Here is a 19,567-nt window from a genome sequence, read left to right as displayed (position 1 = left end):
ACGCTAATATCAGAATGTTAAGTTGAGATGGAAAGTGAAAACAGGTTGCATTGTACCTGCTAAGGTTCCGCTTTCTGGGTCAGATTCCTTATAGTTTGTCCATGTAAAGAGGTTTGATCCCTGTAAACCTACGTTGGCATATTGTACAAACGGCACCACCTTATGAAGCCAGTTAGACGGGATTCGATAGCGCATAGAGAAACTTGAGAGCTTTAAGTAGTCGCTATTTCCTATAGTTCGTGAGTTAGGATAAAGCGAAAGGTTCTCTTCTGCGATGCTTTGTGTGTAGAACGGAGTTGGAAACTCCTTGTATTCATCACCTCGTTTAAACCACATCTTAGACGTTTGACCGGCCACTGCGTTATAGTTTGCCTTATCTTGATCACGTACATATTGATAGTTAAAACGCTGTTTGCCTCCTAAAACATAATAGAATGAGATGTCAAAATCAAACTGTTTATAAGAGAAATTGGCATAGAAACTACCCGAATATGGTGGAGTTAAATGGCCAAGAGCAATGAAATCATTGCGTGTAAGCTTTTCCGTTCCCTGCTTTTCAACGCCATTCGGTGTTAAGAACACAGGGTAACCGGTCAATGGATTGATACCCAATGAATGCAAACCATATAGCATATCATAAGACTTTCCTACCTCGTAGTTCGGTATAAGGGTTTGTTCGTCCAAGTAAAGTTTATCAGTCCAGTATAAACTTACTACCTTATTATTATTATAAGCAATGTTTCCTCCCACTGCCAAACGACAGTCATAACCATCTAAAATCCTTGCATTGAGCCCGAGTTCTATACCCCGATTCTGCAAGACTCCAATGTTACGTTTCAATGAAGAGAATCCCGAACTTGTCGCAATAGGCACATCTAAGAGTGCCTGATCCGTGCGACGGTTATACCAATTCACGTCAAAGGTGATTCGTTTCAATAGTTCTATCGACACGCCTAAGTCCGTTGATTTGTTTTGTTCGGCCTTTAAGTCTTTGTTATATAAGGATAACAACGACAAGATTCGACTGTTTTCATAAGCTTGTTCGCCGAACATGAACGTCCCAACAGTACTGGCTACCGTCACACCATTAAGATTTGCCGTCACACCATAAGACGCTTTAAAGTTCAATTTCGATAGAATCTTATTGCCTTTTAACCAAGAATAGTTCGTTGGAGTCCATCCAATACCTGCTGCCCAGGCTGAATTCCAACGCTTATCTGAGGGTAATATTGACGAAGCATCAGCCTTATAAGTGAAATAAGCGTCGTAAATCGTGTTATAAGTATAGCCTGCAACCATACCAATTCCAAGCTGAGCATTCTTATCTCGAGGGTTTCTTACAGCGGGTTGTCTAAATCCTTTCAATGAGTTATTTATGGCAGAAGGAGCATCTACGTTACCAACGCCATAACCAGTAATACCTACTGCATCGTAGTTATAAAGGTAATAATCGAGGTTTGCGCCTAAGGTCACATCATGAACATCGGCAAAAACATGATTATAAGTGGCTCGGAAGTTGCTTGAAAGATTAGTCGTTGTTCCCTTGCTACGGGCATAAATACCCCTCGCTATACTTACAACACCAGTGTTTTGCTCTGAAAAAGCAGAAGCAGGAGTAAAGTGATGGTCATCGTTTTGCAAGAAATCAAGACCTGCAACATAAGCCAACGTGAGGTCTTTCCAAGGAGACAGCGTGAGATTCACATCCACTCCACCATTCTTATCAGTAGCATCGCTCTCGTATTGATGTATTAAATCGTAATAGGTTTGATTGGGATAAGAAAAGAGTTCGCCTGTCTTTTGCTCATAAGGATTAAGATTATACACCATCGAAGAAGGGTCGTTAGTCGTTCCATTGGGTGACTTACTCTTAGAATAACCACCAGAAACACCTATCATCAGATAGCCAATCTTCCCCAATTGCTGGTCTATTCCCATACGAACATTGAAGCGTTGCTTGTTGTTGCCTTCGATACGACCTCCTTGATACGCATAGTTTCCTGAGAGATAATAGGTTGTTGAGCCATTACCTCCTTTGATACTAAGGTTATGTTTCTGATAGAAATTGTTATGAATCAGTTCTTTAAACCAATCCGTATGAATGTTTCTCAGTGCTGAAAGGCGTTGTTCGCCCTCAGCAATCAACTGATCTTTGTTTGGATCTGAAGCGTAATTACGTTCTATATAATCACGACTGAAACGATAACCTGGTGCTGCCGGATTCTGCAACAGACGCTCCAACTCAAGCTTTTCGTCTGTATCCATGAGTCGAATACCGCGTCGTCCACGCAAGGTTAAGCCCAAATCCATACTATAATTGAGCGTCATCTTGCCTTGATAACCATGTTGTGAGCTAATCTCCAATACGCCGTTAGCCGCCTTTATGCCATATAAGGCACAGGCAGCAGCGTCTTTCAACACCTTAATACTGGCTATATCTTGTGGATTTAAGTTATAGAATGTCTCGGCAGAGATTATCTTTCCGTCTAACACATACAATGGTTCGTTGCTCGTGTTCCCATTCCGAAACGACGAGTTTCCACGTATTCTAATCTTTGGAGCACTACCCAAGTCACCCGTGTTGATAACATTTAAGCCCGGAATCAGCCCCTGAAGAGCCAGTCCCATGTCTATCATTGGCTTCTCAGTAAGCCGCTTTATATCCACGTTTTCAACGATTCCGGCTTTCGAACGCAAATCAATGGCGTTAATGTTACTCTTTGCTTTTACAACAATCTCACCGATTCCATTAGACGCTTCCTCCATCTTTACATCCATGCGCTCACGCCCGTTATCCTTCAATTGCTGGCGAGTATAACCAATATAGGTAAAAGATATCGACGTGCCTACAGGCCAATGACCATTCAATTGATAGCGACCTTTCACATCAGTTACCGTCGTTACAGACGTTCCCATCACTCGAACAGTAACGCCAACCAAAGGTTCATCACTGGCATCGGTTACGTAACCATAGAGTTTTCTCTCCTGAGCCATACTCTCTTGCGGAGCAAAAAAGAGGCCCAGAAGCATGAAAAGACTCAATAAAGTCAGGTTTTTCATGTGACGTTTGGTTTATCGTTTACTTTCAACCCATTGCTTTGTTTGGGCTACAATCCAGTCAACAACGCGAGAAGTAGAGGCTGGAAGGATGCCATCAGGGCTGTAAACAATCTCTACACCAGTCTTCTTTACCAAGTCTTTCTGCACATCTTGCATCTTATGTCGGTCCGCCATACGCTTCACATCAGATGTAAGATAGACGCCTTGAACAATGATTCGTTTCTTCTTTTGAGCCGCTTTAGTCAGCAAAGGCATTAATTCCTTGCCGAAATCATGGCCCATTTCGATAAGCGCATGGTCTACATACGTTATCTTTGTATGCTCTTTGGTAAACTTATCGACATTATTGAGCATCTCTTTCCAAAAGCCTATGCGCTCATCATCACCGTGAGCGAGGTATATTACAGCCTCGTTTGCGTCATCCTTCGATAGGCTTTTAATGCGATCGAGCATGCTATTCTCCAACACATAGCTATAATAGAAGGTCGGACCAAGGATGATTGGTGTCTTTGTATGAACCATTTCAGTATTCTCTTCGGCCAATTCCTCACGCACATAAGGATTATATTTGTGGCCAAGAATATTGGGAAGATCTTCTTCTGTGTGCCCCGATGGAGCAATAAAGATAGGTAATGCGAATATAGTATCAGCGCCTTCAGCCTCACATGCCTTTACCATTGAGGCAACAGATGGCTCAGTATACTCCATCAAAGCAACCTTAACGATATCGATTCCCTTTAGCTTTCCTGTTGCAACCTGCTGCTTAACAAGTGGCTCTAAGTCTAAAACGGGTTTGCGCCATGACTCCATTGGCGAGCCGTGGGCTACGATCATTAATGCTGTTTTTGCTTGAAGTGTTGGAAAAATGGTTAGCAACAACGCTAACAATAACATCATTTTCTTTTTCATTTTCATTCTTATGTATTATTAATTTTAATCTAATGGTCTTATCTGAATACTTGAAAACACTCTTAATCAGGTGCAAAATTATAACATTTTAGTTAGTATGACAATACCTAATTGTAGTGATAAAGACAGGTTTTTAGGTCCTTTTTCCCTTTGTGTTGCAAGAAAAGCCCATATTTAGGCATTCTGTTGGCTACCAAAAGTCATAAAAAAGGGAGTGGAACTACACGCATAACCTAAGGTAGGCTGACGCCAACCCTGGGCTATAAAAAGTACAACGCCTTCAGCGTTGAACTGCAATCGCATTACAAACTGCATCACTTTACCCGATAATCTGAGTCTAATTATGCGGTGATTTGCGTCAAAACATTGAGTGAAATGACGCATTTTGGTTTATCAACTATGATTTTCCATCAAAAGGAATCAGCCAAAACCTGTTAGCATTACATTTTGTTTTGCTTTCCAACAAAGCCTCTATGCCTTACTATGGCTATCGTTTTAACTCAAAAATGCTATTGAATTAACGCAAAAGCAGACATGGTTTTGCTCGCCAACAAACACAAAAAAAGGAGTACCGCCGTACTCCGACCTTGTTAACCTTAAATCTAATACTATGAAAAACACGCCACAAAGTTAGACAGATTGCATGGAATCTCCAAACAATCTGATTCATATAGTGTCACTTTTACAATTTATTAAAGTTTTGATTTGTGTCTTTTAACGATTTAAAAAATAAGGCATAAAAAAAGGAGTACCGCTGTACTCCAACCTTTGTTAACCTTAAATCTAATACCATGAAAAACACATTGCAAAGATAGAGGTAAATAACCATAGTTCCAAACAATTCACTTCATGATTTAACTCCACGTGTAATTTATTGATTTATATCAACCAATCCCTCTTGTTTTTGGCCGTCAATCATAATCCGAAAGGCTTTATCGAAGCGCACATGCCTTACATATTGTGTCTCTTCTACAGCCGGCATAGCGTCTAAAAGGTCTTTTCTGACAAAGCCACCACGCGCTGAAGTATCGCCAATCGTAAAGTATCCAACACCAAATGAGGTGAGGTTTTGAAAGAAATGTGTGCCTTGTGAGGGGTCAACATGATAGTTTTTAAGGGCCACTTCAACAATAATTCGAGCGGCAGAGATAGCTGGCCATTTCACAGGAACACCGAGATAATGGTCGCTACTGCCCCATCTTCCGGGCCCGATGAGTACATAATGGCGGCCCTCGGCAAGGAATTTGCGGTTTAATCTCTCTATATCATCGGCCACAAAGTAATTGTTCATGGGCGAGAATTCATCGTTATACTTCACGTAAACTACGTCAGTTATATCATCAGAAATGCCGTGTCCGAGTGCTTGATATGAACGTAACAGGCACGTCTCATCAGGCACTTTAGACAAATCTTTGTCTAACATCTGCCGAGCATCTGCTATTGGTCGAATCTGCAACAGATAGAGTTCACCCGACCCATTGTCGTTAAGATTGCATGCAAACTCTATCTCAACAGGTCGCTTCATGGCTTCACTTCCGTGCTTCATTGCCATCTGTAACAACTCAGGGAGAGGGAAAACATCATGTTGAAGTACGCCTACAAATGAGATAATCTTACGCCCTCCATCATAGAATCCGTCGTTAATCACCTGGTCATAAGGGTCAAAAGTTGAGCAGATATAACGCAATGAACCATCCTTTTCGGCCTCCTTGACCTTTAGTTTTCGGATATTAAAGCCGTCGTCTACCTTGAATTGTCGGCCAACGGGTGCCATATCAAGTGCATAGAACTGTGTTTGTGTGTCGCGAAGTGCAATATCCCATTCGCTCATTTGCAACACCTGATGAGGATGATAAGGCGAAACACGCAGCGTTTGACCGCCATCTACGATATATTTTCCTAAGCCTAAGGCCAACGAAGCAATGCCTTCTTCGGGCAATTCGTCGCCAATGGGATAATAATTCAACGAGCGAAGTACTCCACTAAACGTTGGATAGAAGTGGTCATCATATTGTTTTCCCACTACTTCTTGTAGGATAACAGCCATCTTTTCCTGGTCAATGACATTGCTGGTTGCCTTCATGTAGGCCTTGGAATCATGGAAATAAACCGATGCATAAACACTCTTGATAGCGCAAGCAAGCATTTCCAACATCGCATCTCGATTGTCCAAGCAAGGTATCATATAGGTGTTATAGATGCCAGCAAAGGGTTGATAGTGGCTGTCTTCAAGCAAACTTGACGATCGTATGGCTATAGGAGCCTTCACAGCATCAAAGAATGTGAGGAAGTCGGCTATCATTGTGTCGGGCAATTGCGCTTGAAGGAAGTGCTGAAGAATATCTTCATCGCTTGCATCGCTTAGGGCAATAGGATAAAGATTGTTGGTCTCCATGAATTGATCAAACACATCTGTGCACAACACGAGCGTCTTTGGAATCTGCACTTTGACGCCTTCGAAGCCATTAAACTCAGGATGTAACTTGATGATATTATCCAAAAAAGCCAGTCCTCTGCCTTTACCACCGAGCGAACCTTCGCCAATTCGTGCGAAGTGGGCATAGCGGTCATACTTCATTCTGTCAAAAACAGCGACGACACCAAGGTTCTTCATGTGGCGATATTGTACGATTGCATCGAAGGTTATCTGTCGATGTGCGTCAACATCTTGTAGCTTATGCCACGTGATTCCACGTAAGAACTGCGACACAGGGAATATTGCTCGTGCGCTCAACCAACGGCTCATGTGGTTCCGAGAGATATGATAGAGCATGGAATCATTAGGGATTTGGAAGATGTTATCTTGCAAATCTTTCAACGACTTGATACGAACAATCTCCTCATGTGTCTTTGGATTGCGGAAGATAAAGTCGCCAAAACCCATATGTTCCTCCATAATTCTACGCAAATCTAAGGACATTTGCTTAGAGTTTTTATCCACAAAGCGAAATCCTTCGGCTTCGGCCTTCTCGCGGTTTGCACTTTCCGAGCTCTCCATTATCAATGGAACATATTCATCTTTGGCTCGGATTGCACGCAAAAGTTTTAGTCCTGCCTCTGGGTCTTTATACACATCAGTGTCTCGAAGCGGCGAAGGTAGCTTATCATTTTCGTCAGTTGAGGTCTCTTTCATAGGGAAACGAGCATCACAAATGACGCCAAGGCAGTTGTCAGAAAACTGATTATAGATGGTCATTGCCTCCTCATAAGTGCGTGCCAAGACTACTTTTGGCCTGCCACGCATACGTAAAGTAGCCTGATGTTTGTTTAATGCTTCAGTGGAAAAGCGCTTACTTTGTGCGAGGATATAACTATAAAGGTTGGGAAGAATGGAAGAATAGAACCGAATACTATCCTCAACCAATAAGATCATTTGCACCCCACTCTCTCGTATATCATGTGCAATGTTCATCTTATCCTCAATCAATTTGATGATGGAAAGAATGAGATTGGTGTTTCCCAACCAGCAAAACACATAGTCAAACATACGTAAATCCTCGTTCTTCATACGTTTGGTTATGCCGTGAGAAAAGGGAGTTAACACCACACATGGAATGTTTTTAAAGGCTTGTTTGATAGACCTTGCCACACTAAAAGCATCGTTATCAGCCGTTCCTGGCATACAAATAACAAGGTCGATGTTTGTAGTTTGCAATGTCACCATAGCCTCTTCGGTTGTCGATACGCGTGTGAACATCGGCGGATAGCGTAGTCCCAGCTCCATATATTCATTGTAAACTTTCTCTTCTATGCGCCCATCGTCCTCCAACATAAAGGCATCATAGGGGTTGGCTACAATCAAAACATTGTAGATTCTGCGCATCATGAGGTTGGCAAAGGTCACATCTTGCAGATAAAACTGACTGAACTCGTGCGGTAGTTTCTCTTCCATGGTTCAACGTTTTCGTTACTTTGACACAAAAATAACACATTATTTTCAAAATCAAAGCAATTGAATCAATAAATCATGAAAAGCAAATTGCCCTTCAAAAGAATATCCGTAACTTTGCAAAAACCAACAAAGAATGATGTATGGAATTTAGAACAAAAGTCTATATTGAGCCATCTTCCTGGCAAATCAAACCTGCTCAACGCTTATTTTTCATTGGTTCTTGCTTTGCAGAAAGCATTGGAAGCAAGTTCAGAGATGAGCAATTCCCGACTATAATCAATCCTTATGGCGTGATGTATAACCCTGCAAGCATCCTTCATAGCATTGAACGACATTGCAAAACGGATGATTTCAAGCCCGATGTAGCCTTTATCACGCTCGGAACTAACCATGTTTATGTGCTGAAAGAGACGGGAGAGATTGTTGATAACTGCCAAAAGAGACCTCAATCACTATTTGATGAGCGTATGTTGAGCGTCGAAGCATGTACTGACTACCTACAACAAGCCGTGCAATGTCTGCTCCGTTGCAATCCAAACATGCACATTCTCGTCACCGTTAGCCCCATTCGATATGCCAAATACGGCTTTCATGGAAGCCAACTCAGCAAGGCTGTCCTATTGTTGGCAGCTGAATCATTGGCACAAAGGCCTCAAGTAGACTACTTCCCTGCCTATGAACTTGTGATGGATGAACTGAGAGACTATCGCTTTTACAAAGAAGACATGTTACATCCAAGCCCACAAGCCGTAGAATATATATGGGAACGATTTGCTGAAACCTATTTCCATAAAGATGTGTTCACTATGCTTAGCGAGTGGAAACCTATCAAAGAGGCGCTCCATCACACGCCTTTCAACCCTGACAGTGACGCATATAAAGCCTTCATGGCACTCACAAAAGAGAAACTTCAGGCCTTTATGAAGAAATGGAAAGGGATTAACAGCCCAACATAACAGGGCTAAGAAAACTGCTGAAGCTAAGGAAACTGCACCATATTTCCTTCACGAAAACAGGCCTTACGAATGGTTTTACAACATTCATAAGGCCTGTTTGCATAGCGCAGGCTACGTTATTCATTAACGTAAAGCCTGAAAACGCGACTAAGCTTGTGCTTTTTTATCTTCTTTTCTCTTGAAGTAAACGGCGAAAAGCACTACCAACAACAGCACGCCATAAGAGAGATAAGCTACCATTTCGGTTTGTTTCACACTCTTAGGATCAAAGGTCAACACCACCTTATGATGCCCTTTGTCAACATTAAGCGCCCGAAGCACATAGTCAACACGCCCAATCTCTACTGCCTTTCCATCGACTGTAGCCGTCCATTCAGGGTAGAAAATCTCCGAAAAGACCACGATTCCTCCCGTAGCACTACGCACATCATACGTGAGTTGATTGGGTTCATAGGCTGTAAGCTTAACAATCGACGTACTATCTTGGTTCTTTGACTCACCCAACTGGCTTTGGAAGCGTGCGTCGGCAACGGCTTCATGGCGCAGATTGAGTTTACCCAGCGTGTCAAGTTCTTCATTTGCATTCTTCACATACGTCACCTTATCTACAAACCAAGCATTCCCATAGACGTAAGGGTTCTCGATTGCCACCGTCTGATTAGCCTGAAGAGGCACTATAAAGTATTTAGCGTTCAGCATGTTCAATACAGGGAAGAGGCTATCTCCATTGACTTTAGTCATGTCTCCGCCTGCTTTTGCGATGGCAAGCATCATCTTTTGCATCTCCGGACTAATGTAAGCATCTATCAATTCCTGGTATCTTCTGAGCTTAGCTGCATGATATCCGCCTATACTTTTATGGTAATAAGAGGTTTCATTCTCGTTGAAAGTGTTGCTGGCAAGATTCAAAACGCGATAGTCTAAGCTTTTATCTTGCAGAATCTGGCGGTCGGTTTGTGTCATCGGTTGAGCCTGTTCGCGAACGCTCTTCTCTACAAACATTTCATCATTCAAATAGCGTTTGTTCACCTGCCACATGTCGATGAGACACAAAATGGCTATAGCGCCAACCATATATTCGGCTTTCAACTTCTTGAACTTATAGAGGAAGAGCAGCAAAGTGCCAATAACGATAATCCAGAATGAGCGCCAACAGTCGGCCGTAAAGATGCTTTCACGAATCGATCTCAAGTTAGATTCCAATGGAGAAAGATACTCCGCAGGGATTGATTTGAAGGCTTCCAGCTCCTGACTTGATATGAAATCCGAGAAGAACAGCGTGGGCATAAGGGCAAAAAGCAGGGCTATTCCACCCGTAAGTCCAAAGCTGATATAAACGAATTTAGTTTTCTTTGTTAGCAAATCTGGCTCATCTACAATCTTCTTTAACGCCATCATGGCCAATAAAGGAATTGTAAACTCGGCGATAACCAATATCGAAGCCACCGTTCTAAACTTGCTATACATCGGTATATAGTCAAGAAAGAAGTTGGTAAATGGCATAAAATTATGTCCCCATGAAAGCAAAATGCTTAATATCGTGGCTGCAAGTAAGGCCCATTTGATAGGACCTTTCACAATAAACAACCCAAGAATGAAAAGCATTAGCACAAAAGCACCAACATAAACTGGGCCACTTGTGCCTGGCTGGTCACCCCAATACTGTCCTAATTGCTGATAGATTTGCATGAAGTTTGGGTCTGCCTTTTTCATGGCTTCAGTGTTTGCAGCCAATGGAACCGAAGCCCCGCCCTTAGCATTTGGCACAAGCAACGTCCAAGTTTCATCCACTCCATAACTCCATTGCGTTATATAGTCGCGGTCAAGTCCGCTACTTGTTTGATTGGCAGCATCCTTTTTAACGAGTTCACTCTTGCCCCTCATGCTCTCTTGTGCGTATTGCCACGTATGATAGAGATTTGAAATATTCATCAATATGCCTATCAATGCCCCCGCAGCACACACAGCTGTGGCCTTAACGAATTGCGCCATACGCTTCTTTCGGATAGCATCGACAAGGTAGGCAATAATCATAAAGAGGATGATAAACAGATAATAATAGGTCATCTGCACGTGGTTGGCATCGACTTCAAAGGCAGCAAAGATTGCCGTTACAATGAAACCCCATAGATATTTGCCACGATAGGCCAGCACAATTCCTGCAATCATCGGTGGAAGATAAGCCAAAGCCATGACCTTCCAGATATGTCCGGCTGCAATAATAATAAAGAAATACGATGAGAACGCCCATACTATAGAACCTAATGCGGCAAGCGATTGTCGGAAATCAAAGGCTCGTAATAAGATGTAGAAGCCCAAAAGATAAGCAAAAACATACCAAACATTCTCGGGAAGCCATAGGTGATAAGCCTTCACTGCCTGGTTAAGTACGCTCACACTCTGGTAAGATGGTGCCGTCTGATAAGTCGGCATACCACTGAAAGTGGCATTAGACCAACGCGAAACCTTACCAGTTCGCTCGTGGTATTCAGCCGTTTCCTGACCTGCTCCACGTCCCGCCGACGAGTCATGTCGGTAGAGTATGCGGCCATCTAAGTCCGCAGGGAAGAAGTAAGCGAATGAGATTACTGCGAAAATAATGACTACCAACACATCAGGTAGATATTTCTTCAAAGCTGTCATGATGATTTTTATAAACGTTTATCACGTGCAAAGATAGATATTTTTCATGATAAAACGAGAAAAAATCAATAATATCATGTGACGATATCATTGCCTCCACAAGGTAACCCCTTGCTTTTCGACCACCATTGATATGGAAAACGATTGTAATTCGGTGCATTTCACTCGATAATTTGAGGCAAACGACCTTACAATCTGCGTCACTTCACGGCTCAATTTGACGCAAACCACAAACCTTTCTATCATGGAAGCACAGGGGCTTTCTCGACAATCGTTTTATGCTTGGAATGCATTCATGGCATGAGATGAAATCCACGACGATTAAACTATTTTAATAAGCTATCGCAAGACGATTCAAAAGAATTCGCTTAACTTTGCAGGCGATGAACAGACAAAGGTATAAAAGAAGGATAACTGCACGACTGCTATTGTTGGCATTCGCGCCAATGTTATTGCTAACTTCGGTTCATGTGCATCGTGCTATGCCACAAATCACAACCGAATGTACGGCATGTCTGCATCATATTCACCATAATGGGCACATCAATTCCATTGACAATCAGGTTGACAATTGCCTGCTTTGCCAGTTTCTTTCACTGCCATTTCTCGGTGCAAAGACAATTGGTGTGAGCCTCTTCAACATCGTAAAGGCCAAAGCGCTTATTCTTTTACAGCAAGCCTTAACGTCCTTTACGGGTCAAACTCATTCTACGCGCGCCCCACCCTTCATTCTTTTGTATCCATAAATGATTAAAAACGCGTCGCGACGTGCTTGTCGAGGCGTGATAAATAACCCTTAAATAGCATAAAAGAATGAAGAAATCAATACTATTAGCATTGCTCATGAGCCTGTGTCTTTGGGCAACTGCAGCGCCGTTGGGCACCAATGCATCACTCACTGGAAAGGTGATTGACGCGATAGACAATAGTCCGCTTGTCGGAGTTACCATTTATATTCCTGAACTTTCAGAGGGAACGACCACCGATATCAATGGAAATTATGCCCTGCATGACTTGCCATCAAAGACAATTACCGTGCAAGTGAGCTACTTAGGTCACCAAACAGAGATTCGCAAAATCAATCTAACAACAACATCAACTGCCGACTTTAAACTGCATGAATCGAATGCAATGATCAATGAAATTGTCGTGACAGGACTCACCGGAAAGACGCTAATGAAGGAGTCACCAACGCCAATTTCGGTCGTCACTCAACAGCAATTACATGCCACATCGGCTACAAACATCATTGATGCCGTTAGTCATGAGCCTGGAGTTTCGCAGATAACAACAGGTGGAGGCATATCAAAGCCGGTCATTCGTGGCTTGGGTTACAACCGATTGGCAGTCGTAAATGATGGTATTCGGCAAGAAGGCAACCAGTGGGGAGACGAACATGGCATTGAGATTGACCCTCAAAGTATCTCATCAGTAGAGATACTTAAAGGCCCAGCTTCACTCATGTATGGCTCTGATGCGCTTGCCGGCGTGATGATTTTCCATGGAGATCCTGTCATGGGTAGAAACAAGATGCAGGCTAATGTGTCGTCAGAATACCAAACAAACAATGGGCTTTTTGGCTATTCTGCCAATTTCAGTGGCAACAAAAATGGCTTTGTTTGGGATGGAAGATGGTCGCAGAAACTTGCTCACGACTATAAGAATAAGGTAGACAATTACGTGGTTGGCACGCAATTTCGCGAGAAAGCAGCCAATGCCATGCTTGGCTTGAACAAGCAATGGGGCTACAGCCATCTCATTCTTGACTACTATCATCTCACTCCCGGCATTGCAGAGGGCGAACGAAGCACATCATTCCGCTATGGAAGAGCATTGCCGTTCCAACAGATTCACCATTATAAGGCTGTGCTCGATAACTCATTTTATATTGGAGAAGGAACGCTTCATGCCCTCGTTGGCTATCAACAGAATCGCCGACAAGAGTTTGAAGACAGCGAAATCGAACCGGGATTAGACATGAAACTCCAAACCGTGAACTATGATTTTCATTATCTTTTCCCAGAGAAAGATGGTTGGAAACTCACTTTCGGAGCCAATGGTATGATACAAAACAATAAGAATCTTGGCGACGAATTCTTGATTCCAAACTATAATCTGTTTGATTTCGGTGCATTTGCCACAACGTCTTACAAGATTAATCAACTGACCTTGAGTGGTGGTTTGCGCTTCGATAACCGTCATCTCAACAGCAAAGAACTTAACACTCAATTCACTGCATTCAAGAGAGACTTTAGAAGTGTGTCGGGAAGTATTGGAGCTGTCTATGCCCTGACCGACAAAATGAACATGCGTTTGAATGTGGCACGCGGCTTCCGCGCACCAAACCTCGGCGAACTTGCATGCAATGGTGTGCACGAAGGTACGCAACAATATATGCTCGGAAACGCAGATTTGAAGCCAGAACATAGCTGGCAGCTTGATGCCGGGTGGGATATGACCTCACAACTTGTGTCTGCACAAGTCTCTGTTTTCGCCAGTTTCATCGATAATTATATCTTTAGTCAGAAACTCAATGGCGTCATTACACAAAATTGTCCCACCTATAAATACACACAAGGTAACGCCAGATTAGTAGGTGGAGAGGCTATGGTTGACTTGCATCCGATTAGTCGTCTGCACTTCCAAAACAGCTTTTCATACGTCAATAGCGTTCAGTTGAACCAACCACGTGAATCAAAGTATCTGCCTTGGACACCTGCTCCACGTTGGAATTCTGAACTCCGTTATGACCTCGTTCGCGATGGTCAGTTGCTGAACAACACGTATGTTTCTGCCTCAATGGAATGTAATCTGAGACAAAACCACTTCTATGCAGCCAATGATACAGAAACCGCAACCCCATCATACACCCTCGTAAACTTCAGTGCGGGCACGGACTTGCGTTTCAATGGACATCGAAGAGCATCGCTCTATCTGACTGCTAACAACATCTTTAATCGTGCTTATCAAAATCATCTCAGCCGATTGAAGTATATAGGTGCCGACCCAACGACAGGTCAAAAGGGTCTTTTCAACATGGGAAGAAACTTTGGTGTGAAACTCGTGCTTTACGTTTTATAATGACATTCAAGCCTCTCCTGCATCTACTTCGCCAGGAGAGGCTTTCTTTCTATAAAGAAAAAGCGCAATAACCACAATCCCACGATTTCCCTCATACATTCGTTTCTATGGCAGCCTTGCCACTATCTGCAAAAGCACAAAACTCTTCTTTAAAACTTTAGAAAGCTACTTTTCTACACATCTCCCCTCTCTCTTTGCGTTCAAAAAGCCACTTTTTTCTTCGTAATTCTTCTTTTTGGCCTTTCTGCGTCACGCAGAAGCGTGTTTTTCCCCTTTTTGGCCTTTCCGCGCTGTGCAGAAGCGTAATTTTTCTCTTTTTGGCCTTTCCGCGCCGTGCAGAAGCGTAATTTTTCTCTTTTTGGCCTTTCCGCGCCGTGCAGAAGCGTGTTTTTGTTCTTTTTAACCTTTCTGCACCATGCAGAAGCGTGTTTTTTCTCTTTTTGACCTTTCTGCATCGTGCAGAAGCGTATTTTTTCTCTTTTTAGCCTTTCTGCATCGTGCAGAAGCATGTTTTTTCTCTTTTTGACCTTTCTGCATCGTGCAGAAACATGTTTTTACTCTTTTTGACCTTTCTGCATCGTGCAGAAGCATGTTTTTTCTCTTTTTGGCCTTTCTGCACCGTGCAGAAGCGTGTTTTTCCTCTTTTTGACCTTTCTGCATCGTGCAGAAGCGTAATTTTTCTCTTTTTGGCCTTTCTGCATAGTGCAGAAGCGTGTTTTTTCTTTTTAGCCTTTCTGCATCGTGCAGAAGCGTAATTTTTCTCTTTTTGACCTTTCTGCGCCGTGCAGAAGCGTGTTTTTGCTCTTTTTAGCCTTTCTGCATCGTGCAGAAACAAGCAAAAGTGTAAGATTACTTGCAATGTAACGATATTATATCTATTTTTGCAAAATAAATAGTAATGCTGTAGAACAGCAACAAAAGCATGAACAAAAAAGAAGTCTAACAAAGAAAAGTAGTTTGTTTTATCAATGGTGAAATATTTGTTGTTTATTATCACAATGACGTGTTGCATGTGTTGTAACTCGTTCCGAAATAATCCCACTGTCAAGGTTCTACACTCTATGGAAAAGGATACCCTACTGAAATCCTTTGGTGTTTCATATATTGATTTAAAAGGAGACACGATAATCCATATCAATAAAAGAACAAGTTGTTTTTTACAGCCGCTTGTGAAATCGAATAAGGGAGAGACTAATTACTTTCGACTAAAATTAAACAAAGACAAAAATACTGTCTATATGATAGATAGTATTTTGTCTGTCGGAAAAATTTGGTATAATTCGAGAACTACAGGGATTATTATTCCCATTATTAAATATCAAAATGTAGATGATTTTTCGACAACAGGAGAAATTCAATATTTTAATACAGACAAGTTATTGTCAGATTGTATAGAGAAGAATCTCGAAAATTCAGAGGCTGTTTGTTTTAACAATAGTGGATTGTTCTGTTTGTACATGAGTGCAGACACTTTGTTCACATACAATATTGCCACAAAAGAAAAGAAATCTATTTTCACTTTTAATAATCCAATGATGTATTCTGTAGAACTAAAATTGAAGAATAACATACTTACATTGATATATTATTCTAACTTCGTTGAAGACTTCTCTGACCTTAATCCTGCAAAAGTTATAAACTTTGAGTATCAAGAGTAGTGGAACCTTTAATAAACAATGGCAAGACAAACTGGTAAACCTGCAATGTTGCTGGTAAGCATGTCGTCAAGAGCCTCGCAGAAGCGTGTTTTATTCTCTTTTTGACCTTAGAATCACACATTCCTAATTCTATTAAAAGGAGATTCAAAGGGAAAAGTAAGAAACTATATAGTAAAACAAGCAAAAGTGTAAGATCACTTGCAATATAACGATATTATATCTATTTTTGCAAAATAAAAACGATTATGAGATATTTAATTTTATCCTTCATCTTGTTTATAACTACCAATTGTTTTTCTGCTCAAAAGGATAGTGAATGTTGGCAAATACATAATACGAATAATTCTTCAATGGCGGCGCAATCATTATCTTTTAAACATTCGCAAAAGAAAAGAGTAAGTTATTATTTGATGGAGAATGACACATTAATGCAGATGATAAGAATTAACTATCTTAGTCAAAGTGAAATCCTTTACAAAATATATGTAAGAAATAAGAAGCGTGGGCTACAAGATAGCATATCAGGAATTGCAAAGGCTCATTTAGATTATGACCCAGAAATCGATGAAGATATAGATGGGACGGCCTATCCTGCAATTGAATTTAATGATAAACAGAAAGACTATATATATATTAGAATAGAGGCTATTAAAAGAAACAAAATCCAAATCAATGCAAATGATTGTTTGCTTTCAAAGTATCCTTTATATTGTCCTTTTAGTTCTCAGGGTATACTTTTAAAAGTAAATTAAAAAAGAAATGAATGTATTTACAAAGGTGCTCTATGGATATCAACAATTCATTTAATTATACGCTATGGAATATCTCATTACATATCATGAAAAGAAAAAGGGGTAACTCCCTCACGGAAGTCGCCCCTTACAACATTATGTACGAGAAAAAATTAATTATTTTCGGGTCTTAATGTGCGCACAGTAACACCGGCTTTCCACATTTCTTTATTACGCATTGCTTCAAGCTCAGCATTCAATTTCTCACGATAGTCAGGCTTAGAGTTACTATCTATAGCAATCTGAGCTTCATTTCCAGACTTCACACTAAGGTAAAGCCATTCCATTACAGGTTTAATTGCTTCGCGGAAACGTGGTGCCCAATCTAAAGCTCCGCGTTGAGCTGTTGTTGAACAATTGGCATACATCCAATCCATTCCTTTCTCTCCAAAGAGTGGCATGAGACTTTGTGTCATCTCTTCTACCGTTTCATTGAAGGCTTCTGAAGGTGAATGACCATGTTCACGAAGCACCTCATACTGCGCTTCAAAAAGTCCCTCCATCGCTCCCATGAGTGAACCACGCTCACCAGTAAGGTCTGATGTCGCCTCACGCTGGAAGGTTGTCTTGAACAAATAACCTGAACCTATGCCTATACCAATAGCCAATGTCTTCTCTTCAGCATGGCCAGAAACATCTTGATAGACTGCATACGAACAATTGATGCCACGTCCTTCACGGAACATTGTACGCAAAGATGTACCAGATCCCTTTGGAGCAACCATCACAACATCGATGTCTTTCGGAGGAACCACCCCTGTTCGGTCTTGCCAGTTGATAGCAAAGCCATGAGAATAATATAGTGTTTTACCAGGAGTCAAATATTGTTTAATCTTTGGCCACACAGCAATTTGCCCAGCATCAGAAAGCAACATACAAATAAATGTACCTTTTTGAACAGCCTCTTCAATAGAGAACAATGTCTCTCCTGGCACCCAACCATCAGCCTTTGCCTTTTCATAGGTCTTTCCTTCACGTTGACCCACAATGACATTAAAGCCATTGTCGCGTAAGTTACAAGCCTGTCCTGGTCCTTGAATACCATAGCCGATAACAGCAATTGTTTCGTTTTTCAATACTTCGCGAGCTTTCTCTACAGGAAACTCTTTACTTGTGACAACGGTTTCTATAACGCCACCGAAATTCATTTCTGCCATATCATCATAAAATGTGCATCCCGAAAAAGGGAAATGCGGTTCAAACTATTCGATATCTGCGTGCAAAGGTAACGCTTTATTAAGATATAAACAAATTTAATTTCAGTTTTTTATAAAAACAAGCTTACACCTTACAACCTCAATTTCTTTTGTCGTTAATTTATTACTTTTTGTGATACGTACTGCGTATGTATACTCTTTCTCTTCTTCAAGATAGAAATTCAGCACGTCTCCACAATGACTTTCTGCCACATAAGCAATGTCAAAACGCTTAATACGATATTGTTTATACCAGTCAAGCGACCACAAATCAAGAACGTGCTCTATGTATTTTACACTGTTGATATGCCCATTCATGTCAACATCACTATAGGTTGTAGCGATTGAACCCACGCATTTTGCATCGCCAGATATCTTCACTCTCGAACCTTTTTCAATAGGACAAGGGGTTAAAACATCAACATATTGCGAGATTAATCCATCGCGTATATTAAGGATATCAACAGGTTGTCGGGTGGCTGTATCTATCATTGCCCAAATGCTCTTGCCGTAACCTATTACTCGATTGTCTTTAGAAATTCGGAAATTTCGACTCGTAAAGAAACGCACTACGGCATCAACCCAAGTATCAACCCTAAAGCGTTCATAGGCGATTGGCATCTCATTCATCTCTATAGTAAGCCGCGACAACACCCAAGTGCGCTGAATGGTATTGAGATAATGCATACCATAACCGCGCTCGTTGGAATGGAAGTCAGCAGCATTCAATAGATGATTACCAAGGTTTCCCATGAAAAGATGGTGTGAGAAATCACAATGAAAAGGCTCGGCAAGCAGTTCATAACTGCCGATTTTACTCAGTTTCTCCATGATTGTTTTGTTCTTGATGATTTAGAAACACAGAAATCGGCTCATCGTAACTTCTTGTTACAGCAATGCGCCCACTACGAGTATATTGTAAGATGCAGTCAAAAGCATCAAGACTATCATAAAGACTGATGATATCTTCGGTCAGTCCATTCAACAACACAGTCGTATATGTAGGATTAACTTCCAGCATCCGCGCATTGTGTTTACGGATATTGCGCGACACTTCAGGAGTTTTCATGAGCACAGGAGTGGCAATCTTATAGAGCGCTACTTCGTGAATAAAGAGTTGTTCATCTGTATAGAAATCGGCTTTCACTACATCTATCTTCTTCTCTATAGCCTTTGTGATTTTTATTATCTGCTCTTCATCACTCCAAGCTGTTATCGTATACTTATGGACATTAGGGATTGTACTGGCCGAAGCATTGATACTTTCGATGTTAACTTGCCTTCGTGTGAACACGGCGGATATCTGAGAAAGCATTCCCGCGACATTTTCGGAATAGACAAGTAATGTATAAAGTTTCTTTTCTTGACTCATCTGATTACG

Annotated in this window: 14 protein-coding genes; 5 read left to right on the top strand and 9 right to left on the bottom strand. The window is 41.5% G+C overall.

Annotated elements, in window-relative coordinates:
* Nucleotides 1–9: 9 nt before the first annotated feature.
* From HMPREF9145_RS01630 to HMPREF9145_RS01620, 4 genes are all read right to left on the bottom strand, one after another.
* Nucleotides 10–3,060 (bottom strand): SusC/RagA family TonB-linked outer membrane protein, encoded by a 3,051-nt coding sequence (locus tag HMPREF9145_RS01630; protein ID WP_021824601.1) that lies wholly within the window; start codon nt 3,058–3,060, stop codon nt 10–12.
* A 12-nt stretch (nt 3,061–3,072) separates the two neighbouring features.
* Nucleotides 3,073–3,969: a sirohydrochlorin chelatase gene (locus HMPREF9145_RS01625; protein WP_036906282.1), complete on the bottom strand. Its 897-nt coding sequence runs from the start codon at nt 3,967–3,969 to the stop codon at nt 3,073–3,075.
* A 174-nt stretch (nt 3,970–4,143) separates the two neighbouring features.
* The gene (locus tag HMPREF9145_RS12610; protein WP_155945252.1) at nt 4,144–4,284 is read right to left on the bottom strand and encodes a hypothetical protein; all 141 of its coding nucleotides are present in this window, start codon (nt 4,282–4,284) and stop codon (nt 4,144–4,146) included.
* A 556-nt stretch (nt 4,285–4,840) separates the two neighbouring features.
* Complete coding sequence (locus HMPREF9145_RS01620) at nt 4,841–7,861, bottom strand: PEP/pyruvate-binding domain-containing protein (protein WP_021824699.1); 3,021 nt, start codon at nt 7,859–7,861, stop codon at nt 4,841–4,843.
* Nucleotides 7,862–8,001: 140 nt separating this feature from the next.
* On the opposite strand from HMPREF9145_RS01620, the gene HMPREF9145_RS01615 reads away from it, so the two are divergent.
* Nucleotides 8,002–8,817 carry a GSCFA domain-containing protein gene (locus tag HMPREF9145_RS01615; RefSeq protein WP_021824645.1) on the top strand — a complete coding sequence of 272 codons (816 nt, stop codon included), beginning with the start codon at nt 8,002–8,004 and terminating at the stop codon, nt 8,815–8,817.
* 147 nt (nt 8,818–8,964) lie between these two features.
* Here the strand turns inward: HMPREF9145_RS01615 and HMPREF9145_RS01610 are convergent, their stop codons facing one another.
* A complete protein-coding gene (locus HMPREF9145_RS01610) occupies nt 8,965–11,460 on the bottom strand; it encodes a YfhO family protein (protein WP_021824740.1) in 2,496 nt (831 codons plus the stop codon).
* A gap of 383 nt (nt 11,461–11,843) precedes the next feature.
* Here HMPREF9145_RS01610 and HMPREF9145_RS01605 point away from each other — a divergent pair, with 383 nt between their 5' ends.
* Together HMPREF9145_RS01605 and HMPREF9145_RS01600 are read left to right on the top strand one after the other, a co-directional pair.
* Nucleotides 11,844–12,206, top strand: a complete 363-nt coding sequence (locus tag HMPREF9145_RS01605) for a hypothetical protein (RefSeq protein WP_036906193.1) — start codon at nt 11,844–11,846, stop codon at nt 12,204–12,206.
* Between the two features lie 67 nt (nt 12,207–12,273).
* A complete protein-coding gene (locus HMPREF9145_RS01600) occupies nt 12,274–14,541 on the top strand; it encodes a TonB-dependent receptor (RefSeq protein WP_021824717.1) in 2,268 nt (755 codons plus the stop codon).
* Between the two features lie 200 nt (nt 14,542–14,741).
* On the opposite strand, the gene HMPREF9145_RS01595 is transcribed toward HMPREF9145_RS01600, so the two are convergent.
* On the bottom strand, nt 14,742–15,050 hold the full coding sequence (locus tag HMPREF9145_RS01595; protein WP_036906191.1) for a hypothetical protein: 309 nt from the start codon (nt 15,048–15,050) through the stop codon (nt 14,742–14,744).
* Between the two features lie 729 nt (nt 15,051–15,779).
* On the opposite strand from HMPREF9145_RS01595, the gene HMPREF9145_RS01585 reads away from it, so the two are divergent.
* Together HMPREF9145_RS01585 and HMPREF9145_RS01580 are read left to right on the top strand one after the other, a co-directional pair.
* On the top strand, nt 15,780–16,199 hold the full coding sequence (locus HMPREF9145_RS01585) for a hypothetical protein (protein ID WP_231369736.1): 420 nt from the start codon (nt 15,780–15,782) through the stop codon (nt 16,197–16,199).
* A 245-nt stretch (nt 16,200–16,444) separates the two neighbouring features.
* Entirely contained in the window at nt 16,445–16,951 is a 507-nt protein-coding gene (locus HMPREF9145_RS01580; RefSeq protein ID WP_231369735.1) for a hypothetical protein, read from the top strand.
* A gap of 152 nt (nt 16,952–17,103) precedes the next feature.
* Here HMPREF9145_RS01580 and ilvC read toward each other — a convergent pair whose 3' ends face one another.
* The 3 genes from ilvC to ilvN form a co-directional block, all read right to left on the bottom strand.
* On the bottom strand, nt 17,104–18,147 hold the full coding sequence (gene ilvC, locus HMPREF9145_RS01575) for a ketol-acid reductoisomerase (RefSeq protein WP_007134482.1): 1,044 nt from the start codon (nt 18,145–18,147) through the stop codon (nt 17,104–17,106).
* Between the two features lie 102 nt (nt 18,148–18,249).
* On the bottom strand, nt 18,250–19,017 hold the full coding sequence (locus HMPREF9145_RS01570) for an acyl-[acyl-carrier-protein] thioesterase (RefSeq protein ID WP_021824664.1): 768 nt from the start codon (nt 19,015–19,017) through the stop codon (nt 18,250–18,252).
* Nucleotides 19,001–19,558, bottom strand: a complete 558-nt coding sequence (gene ilvN, locus HMPREF9145_RS01565; RefSeq protein ID WP_021824691.1) for an acetolactate synthase small subunit — start codon at nt 19,556–19,558, stop codon at nt 19,001–19,003. Before ilvN ends, HMPREF9145_RS01570 begins: the two co-directional genes overlap by 17 nt.
* Between the last annotated feature and the right edge of the window lie 9 nt (nt 19,559–19,567).

The organism is Segatella salivae F0493, from assembly GCF_000477535.1.
In the GTDB taxonomy this organism is placed as follows: Bacteria; Bacteroidota; Bacteroidia; order Bacteroidales; family Bacteroidaceae; genus Prevotella; species Prevotella salivae.
The sequence above is the reverse complement of the archived record's forward strand: the minus strand, read 5'-3'. Positions and strand labels throughout refer to the sequence as shown.

What these genes read in the sequence shown, in the direction of transcription:
- ilvC (WP_007134482.1), bottom strand. Translation starts at nt 18,147, where the DNA reads ATGGCAGAAATGAATTTCGGTGGCGTTATAGAAACCGTTGTCACAAGT.
- HMPREF9145_RS01580 (WP_231369735.1), top strand. Translation starts at nt 16,445, where the DNA reads ATGAGATATTTAATTTTATCCTTCATCTTGTTTATAACTACCAATTGT.
- HMPREF9145_RS01600 (WP_021824717.1), top strand. Translation starts at nt 12,274, where the DNA reads ATGAAGAAATCAATACTATTAGCATTGCTCATGAGCCTGTGTCTTTGG.
- HMPREF9145_RS12610 (WP_155945252.1), bottom strand. Translation starts at nt 4,284, where the DNA reads ATGCAGTTTGTAATGCGATTGCAGTTCAACGCTGAAGGCGTTGTACTT.
- HMPREF9145_RS01620 (WP_021824699.1), bottom strand. Translation starts at nt 7,861, where the DNA reads ATGGAAGAGAAACTACCGCACGAGTTCAGTCAGTTTTATCTGCAAGAT.
- HMPREF9145_RS01585 (WP_231369736.1), top strand. Translation starts at nt 15,780, where the DNA reads ATGATAGATAGTATTTTGTCTGTCGGAAAAATTTGGTATAATTCGAGA.
- HMPREF9145_RS01615 (WP_021824645.1), top strand. Translation starts at nt 8,002, where the DNA reads ATGGAATTTAGAACAAAAGTCTATATTGAGCCATCTTCCTGGCAAATC.
- HMPREF9145_RS01570 (WP_021824664.1), bottom strand. Translation starts at nt 19,017, where the DNA reads ATGGAGAAACTGAGTAAAATCGGCAGTTATGAACTGCTTGCCGAGCCT.
- HMPREF9145_RS01610 (WP_021824740.1), bottom strand. Translation starts at nt 11,460, where the DNA reads ATGACAGCTTTGAAGAAATATCTACCTGATGTGTTGGTAGTCATTATT.
- ilvN (WP_021824691.1), bottom strand. Translation starts at nt 19,558, where the DNA reads ATGAGTCAAGAAAAGAAACTTTATACATTACTTGTCTATTCCGAAAAT.
- HMPREF9145_RS01625 (WP_036906282.1), bottom strand. Translation starts at nt 3,969, where the DNA reads ATGAAAAAGAAAATGATGTTATTGTTAGCGTTGTTGCTAACCATTTTT.
- HMPREF9145_RS01630 (WP_021824601.1), bottom strand. Translation starts at nt 3,060, where the DNA reads ATGAAAAACCTGACTTTATTGAGTCTTTTCATGCTTCTGGGCCTCTTT.
- HMPREF9145_RS01605 (WP_036906193.1), top strand. Translation starts at nt 11,844, where the DNA reads ATGAACAGACAAAGGTATAAAAGAAGGATAACTGCACGACTGCTATTG.
- HMPREF9145_RS01595 (WP_036906191.1), bottom strand. Translation starts at nt 15,050, where the DNA reads ATGCTTCTGCACGATGCAGAAAGGCTAAAAAGAGAAAAAATACGCTTC.